Here is a 5,419-nt window from a genome sequence, read left to right as displayed (position 1 = left end):
GTAAAGGAGAATAATATTCTTGCGCAGATCCTTTTCTTCTTCCTTGAGCGAGACAGTGTGGGCGGCAAGGCGGAGGGTCTCTTTTTCGGCGATAATCTTTTTTTCCTCGATCAAGGCGGATAATAGATGATTGAAAAGCCGGGCATCCATTTGGGGGGGAAGCTTGGTCTTAACTTCTTCTTTCACGGCTCCGGGCTGGAGGGGATTTTTTTGATGGAATTTCTTAAGGTAATCCAGGCAGGCGAGTTTCAGGTTGGCGATCACCTGGGGGTGAAGGTAGCGCAACCGGTCGCCGTTAAATCGCAGGAGCTGCCCTGCGGAGGCCAGGTGATCAACCCGGGACTTTAACGCCGACGGTAGCATATTCGAGCGCATGATCAATTCAGGCCAGGAAAGACCACTGGGCCCCGCTTTGAGGAGGCGGAGCCTGAGTTTTTCATCCTCGGAGCCTTGGTGCAGAATTTCCATTTCCTCCTTCACCTGGGTGGAGAGGCGTTTATGCCGGGAGGGGAAGGCATCCAAGACTTCCCCGCCGCCAATGGTAAAGACAGGTGAATAACTGCGGACGACGAAGCGGTCGCCGGGAAGGGCGGTGATGGGTTCCTCCAGACGGACCTGCAGGAAAGCTTCTTCGCCGGCTTGCACTTCTTCTCGCTCCAAGAGGATAACCCTTCCCAACACCTCCACGGTTCCCAAATGCAGGCGTATCCGGGTGCGATTTTTCAGCGTTTTGGAGGAACCGGAGAGGAGCTGGAAGATTACGTCCAAGGCAACCGTGGCTTTCAAAGTCTGGGAGAGGGCCAGGACATTCCCGCGGTCAATGGTGGCTTTTTCCAGGCCTTGGAGGTTGATGCCAGCCCGCAGGCCGGCCGTGGCGGATTCAACGGGCTTGCCGTGAGCCTGAATCCCCCGCACCTTTGCTTCCCGGCCTTTCGGAAGTACTTCCAGGGTATCTCCGACGGAGACTCTTCCGGAGATGATCGTACCTGTGGCTACAGTCCCAAACCCCTTGATGGTGAAGACCCGGTCGATGGGCAGCCGAAAAAGACCTTCCGAAGAACGCTCTTCCACTTCCTGGGCCAGGCGGTCAATTTCCTCGACAAATGCCGGTAACCCTTCTCCTGTGGTCGAGGAGAGGGGAACGATAGCCCCGCCTTCCAGGAAAGTTCCCCGGACAAACTCCCGGATTTCCTCTTTGACCATCTCCAGCCAATCTGGCTCCACCAGGTCGATTTTCGTGAGGGCCACTAACCCTTTCTTGACCCGCAATAATTTGCAGATGTCCAGATGTTCCCGGGTCTGGAGCATAATTCCTTCATCGGCGGCAATGACCAGAGCAACCAGGTCTATTCCCGTAGCTCCGGCCACCATATGCCGTACAAACTTTTCATGCCCCGGGACGTCCACGATGCTGATCGTCGACCCGCTGGGCAGAACCATGGAGGTGAAGCCCAGCTCGATGGTAATCCCGCGCTCTTTTTCCTCCTTGAGGCGGTCGCAGTCCACACCCGTGAGGGCTTTGATCAAGGTAGTCTTACCGTGGTCGATGTGTCCGGCCGTTCCCAGGACGATGCGTTTCATGTTATTAAACCCTTTGCCACCGAGGCCACAGAGGTCACAGAGATCGTAAAATCAAAACCAATAACCCAAAAATTAAATTACAAACAAAAGTTTAATATGAAAAAACTCAAAATTGTGAATTTTTTGTTGTCATTTTGTTTTTAATTTTATCTCTGTGTGCTCTGTGACCTCTGTGGCTAATAATGAATTACTTCCTTTTTTCCAAAGCCCTCAGGACTTCTTCCATCTTCCTCAACTCTTCTCCGTACCCTCCCCAGTTCCCCTGGCGCATAAGTTCCTGGGCTTTACGGTAATGGGCGAGGGCCTCTGCCGCAACCTGCCGTTCTGTTCTTTCCTTTTCCGGGGACACTGCCGCGGCCACTTTGGGGGCTTCTTTTTCTTTGATCAGCTCTCCCCCGAAGACCCGCTGCAGAGAAATCTCCAGATTTTCTTCCATGGCCATAGAACCTCCAAAGGCCACAATGACCCGCTTTAGCTCCGGCAACTGCCCTTTCTCAGCCGATAGGTAGAGGGGTTGGACATAGAGGATAGATTTCTCGATGGGAATGGCCAGGAGGTTTCCCCGGATCACTTGCGAGCCCCGCTGGTTCCACAGGGAAAGTTGCTTGGAAATTTCGGCATCCTGGTTGATCCGGGCCTCGATTTGCCGGGGGCCAAAGACGAGTTTCTGCTTGGGGAACCGGTAGACCGCCACCTTGCCGTAATGGGGCGCATCGCAGCGCGCGGCCAGCCAGGCGGCCATATTGTCTTTTTTGCTGGGCGTGAACGGGAGGAGAAGGACGAACTCCTCTTTTTTTTCATCGGGCAGCTTCATGATGGTGTAGTAGGGCTGCATCTCCTGTTCCCCCCCCTGCCCGGAGGTTCTGGGGAGGGCCCAGAGGTCTTCCTTATTGTAAAAGACCTGGGCATCCTCCATGTGGTAAGTGCTGTACATTTTGGCCTGAATGGAGAGGAAACCTGGAGGATAACGGATATGGCTGCGTAACTCCGGTTCCATCGCTTCCAGGGGTTTGAGGATGCCGGGAAAAATCTTGGAGTAGGTTTGAATGAGGGGGTCGGTGGGGTCGCTGATGTAGAGCTTCACCGTACCATCGTAAGCGTCCACCACGGCTTTCACGGAGTTGCGGATATAATTGCCGAGGTTGCGGACGGGTTCGGAGTAGGGAAAACGGTCAGACACCGTGTAGCCATCTAGAAACCAGAGCAGGCGTCCTTCGGAGGAAATGACCAGGTAGGGGTCTCCATCCAGGCGCAAAAAGGGAGCCACCCGGGTGACCCGGTCGCTGATCTTGCGGTAGTACATCACCCGGCTCTCGGAGGTGATGTCGTTCGAAAGGAGGATGGTGAAGGAGCCAAACCGGGCCGCGAAAAGCAATTTTCTCCAGAAGGAAAGGGGCACGCCGCCTTTGCCTTCATAGCGGGAGTAGACGTTTTTTTCACCCACCGGGTAATCAAATTCCGGCCGCTTGGTCTTGACGAAGACATATTCGTTGGAAATCTCACCGTAGTACATCTCCGGGCGGGTGATCTTTATATTCGCCGAGGAGACCGGCGGAATATCTTTGATGAAAAATTCCGGCAGCCCTTCGCGGGTGATGCGATTGACCGGCCCGAGGACGGCACCGTAACCGTGGGTGTAATTCAAATGTTCGTTGACCCAGGTTCGAGCGGGCAACGCCGGGTAGGAAAGCTCCCGGGGAGAGAGCATGACCTGGCGATACTCACCGTTGATGGTGTAACGATCATTGTCCACATCCACGAACTTGTAATAGGTGCGAATTTCCTGCAACTGGCTGTAGGTCGTGAGCAGGGGAGCATGATCCCAGAGGCGGATGTTCTTGATGGTCAGGTCGTTACGCCTCAGGTCTTCCCGGGTCAAGCTTTCTTCGGCCGGAAATTCCTGATCTTCGAGGGCGTTCAACTTATAGGCGATGCGGGTATACTTGATATTCCGCTCGAGGTAAGGCTTCTCCAGGACGATCTCGTTGGGCACGACCTTGAATCTTTGAACCAGGGAAGGATAGATTCCCGTTCCCACGATCAAAACCACCAGGAGGGCTGCCACTCCCAGGGCCGGAATCCTCCAGTCTTTACGAAAGGCCACGGAGAGAAAGGTCAGGCCGCCGAAAACGGTGACTCCCATCAAGACCTTCAGCATCCACAATTGAGTGGTAACGTCGGTGTATCCGGGCCCGAAGACCACTCCACGTTTGCTGAAGAGGATTTCATTCAACTCGAGCCAGGCCCCCCCCGTACCCACGAAGAATAAGGCTGCGATTAAAACCGCAAGATGGTTCCGTGCTGCCGGAGCGATCCGGAAGGTTTGGGGAGGGATGAACTGCAAGGAACGGCGGATAAAATAGAGCAAAGCCGTGGCGATGACGGTCAGGATCAGGACGGTCATCAACCAACCGTAGAGATGGTCCAGGAAAGGAAATTGGAAGACGTAAAAACCGATGTCCCGGTTGAAGATCGGGTCGGAAAGGCCGAAAGGGGTGGCGTTAAAAAAGCGGAGGAAGATTTCCCAATGGGCCGAGCCGCGAAGGGCCGCGAATACGCTGAAAAGAATCGAGCCGAGGAGAATCAGCGTTCCGAGGGGTTGGTTCCCCGCTTCCCAGGGGGGGATATGGATCAGGTCATTTTGATCCACCCAGTGTCCCCGGGAGGAAAGGCGGCTGGCCAGGAAAAGGTTCAGGTAAAAAATTACGAAGAAGGCGATTCCGAAGATCGCGGCTAATTTCATCTGAGCTACCAAGGTGACGGTAAAAACCTTTTGGTAGCCCACTTCCTGGAACCAGAACCAATCGGTGATCATTTCGACCGCCCGCCAGAGGAGCGTAAGCAGAACAAAACCGGCAATGAGGATGAAAACTCCGATGGCCTTGCGCAGGGGCGGTAGGGGGGTTCCAGGGGTTCTTTTAGGGCTCATTACTTTTCTCCTTTCTTGCGTCTTTCAGGATTCGTAAGGTAATATACAGGAGTATATCAAATGGCGTAAGCCTTCACAATTGTCTTTTATCACCTTGACAGCAAGCAAAAATTTTCGCTACATTTTTTATAGAAGAAGAACGCCCTTGGGGACGCGGATAAACCTTAATAAGGTCAGGATCGTTTCGACCGTTTAACCATCTAAACGGCCATAACGAACCTAACGATCTCAACGGTCATTGGTGATCGGCGACAATCTGGGTCCCCAGTGAAGGAAGAGAATTATGCTCATCGCCGTCGATGGATACAACTTCATCAAACAATCCCCTGAATTGCGAAGGCTCGAGCAGATCGAGCTCCAGAAAGCCCGAGAGGGTCTGTGCGAACAATTAAGGAAATACAAGCGCCTTAAAGGTCATTCCATTATAGTGGTTTTCGATGGCCGGCAAGAAGGGCGTTTGGCCGGGCATCGAGAGCGATTTGGCGGGATCGAGGTGATCTTTTCCAAACCGGGGGAGAAAGCAGACGAAGTTCTCAAGCGCCTGGCCTCGGAAAAACGCGGAGGGATTATAATCGTAACCTCAGACCGGGACGTAGCTCTCTTCGCCGAGAAGAAAGGCGCCACAACAATCCCGGTATTTGATTTGGCCGAAAAAATGGAAATGGCCCAGTTCTATGCCTTGAAAGGAAGTCAGGAAGAATCGATGCCCTCCCTTCGCTCCGTGGCTCCGACGAAAAAGGGGCCTTCCCATCGTCTCCCCAAAGCGAAGCGTAAAGCCACAGCCGCTTTCAAGAAGTTGTAGCTTTCCTCCGGTAAGCTTCGGCCAGAAGGGTCACCGGATGGACCGCTTTCAATCCGGTTCCCTGGAAGATTTGCAAGGCGCATGACCCGCAGCTGGTCACGACTCGA

At 53.8% G+C, this 5,419-nt stretch carries 3 protein-coding genes; 1 reads left to right on the top strand and 2 read right to left on the bottom strand.

All coding sequences use genetic code 11. The features are described 5' to 3' along the window. Positions 1-1,581: selenocysteine-specific translation elongation factor (gene selB / locus Q7V48_09210; GenBank protein MDO9210910.1), on the bottom strand; the 1,581-nt coding region annotated here is incomplete at its 3' end. Positions 1,582-1,768: 187 nt separating this feature from the next. Then, positions 1,769-4,510 (bottom strand): UPF0182 family protein, encoded by a 2,742-nt coding sequence (locus tag Q7V48_09205; protein ID MDO9210909.1) that lies wholly within the window; start codon positions 4,508-4,510, stop codon positions 1,769-1,771. Between the two features lie 283 nt (positions 4,511-4,793). Here Q7V48_09205 and Q7V48_09200 point away from each other — a divergent pair, with 283 nt between their 5' ends. Beyond that, positions 4,794-5,312: an NYN domain-containing protein gene (locus tag Q7V48_09200; GenBank protein ID MDO9210908.1), complete on the top strand. Its 519-nt coding sequence runs from the start codon at positions 4,794-4,796 to the stop codon at positions 5,310-5,312. Positions 5,313-5,419 lie beyond the last annotated feature (107 nt).

The sequence above is a fragment of the Deltaproteobacteria bacterium genome, assembly GCA_030654105.1.
Classification (GTDB): Bacteria; Desulfobacterota; SM23-61; order SM23-61; family SM23-61; genus JAHJQK01.
Note: the sequence above shows the minus strand (reverse complement) of the source record. Positions and strands in the feature narration are given on the sequence as shown.

Bases quoted from the DNA above. Each gene is read 5' to 3' on its own strand.
- Q7V48_09205 (MDO9210909.1), bottom strand. From the start codon at position 4,510: ATGAGCCCTAAAAGAACCCCTGGAACCCCCCTACCGCCCCTGCGCAAG.
- Q7V48_09200 (MDO9210908.1), top strand. From the start codon at position 4,794: ATGCTCATCGCCGTCGATGGATACAACTTCATCAAACAATCCCCTGAA.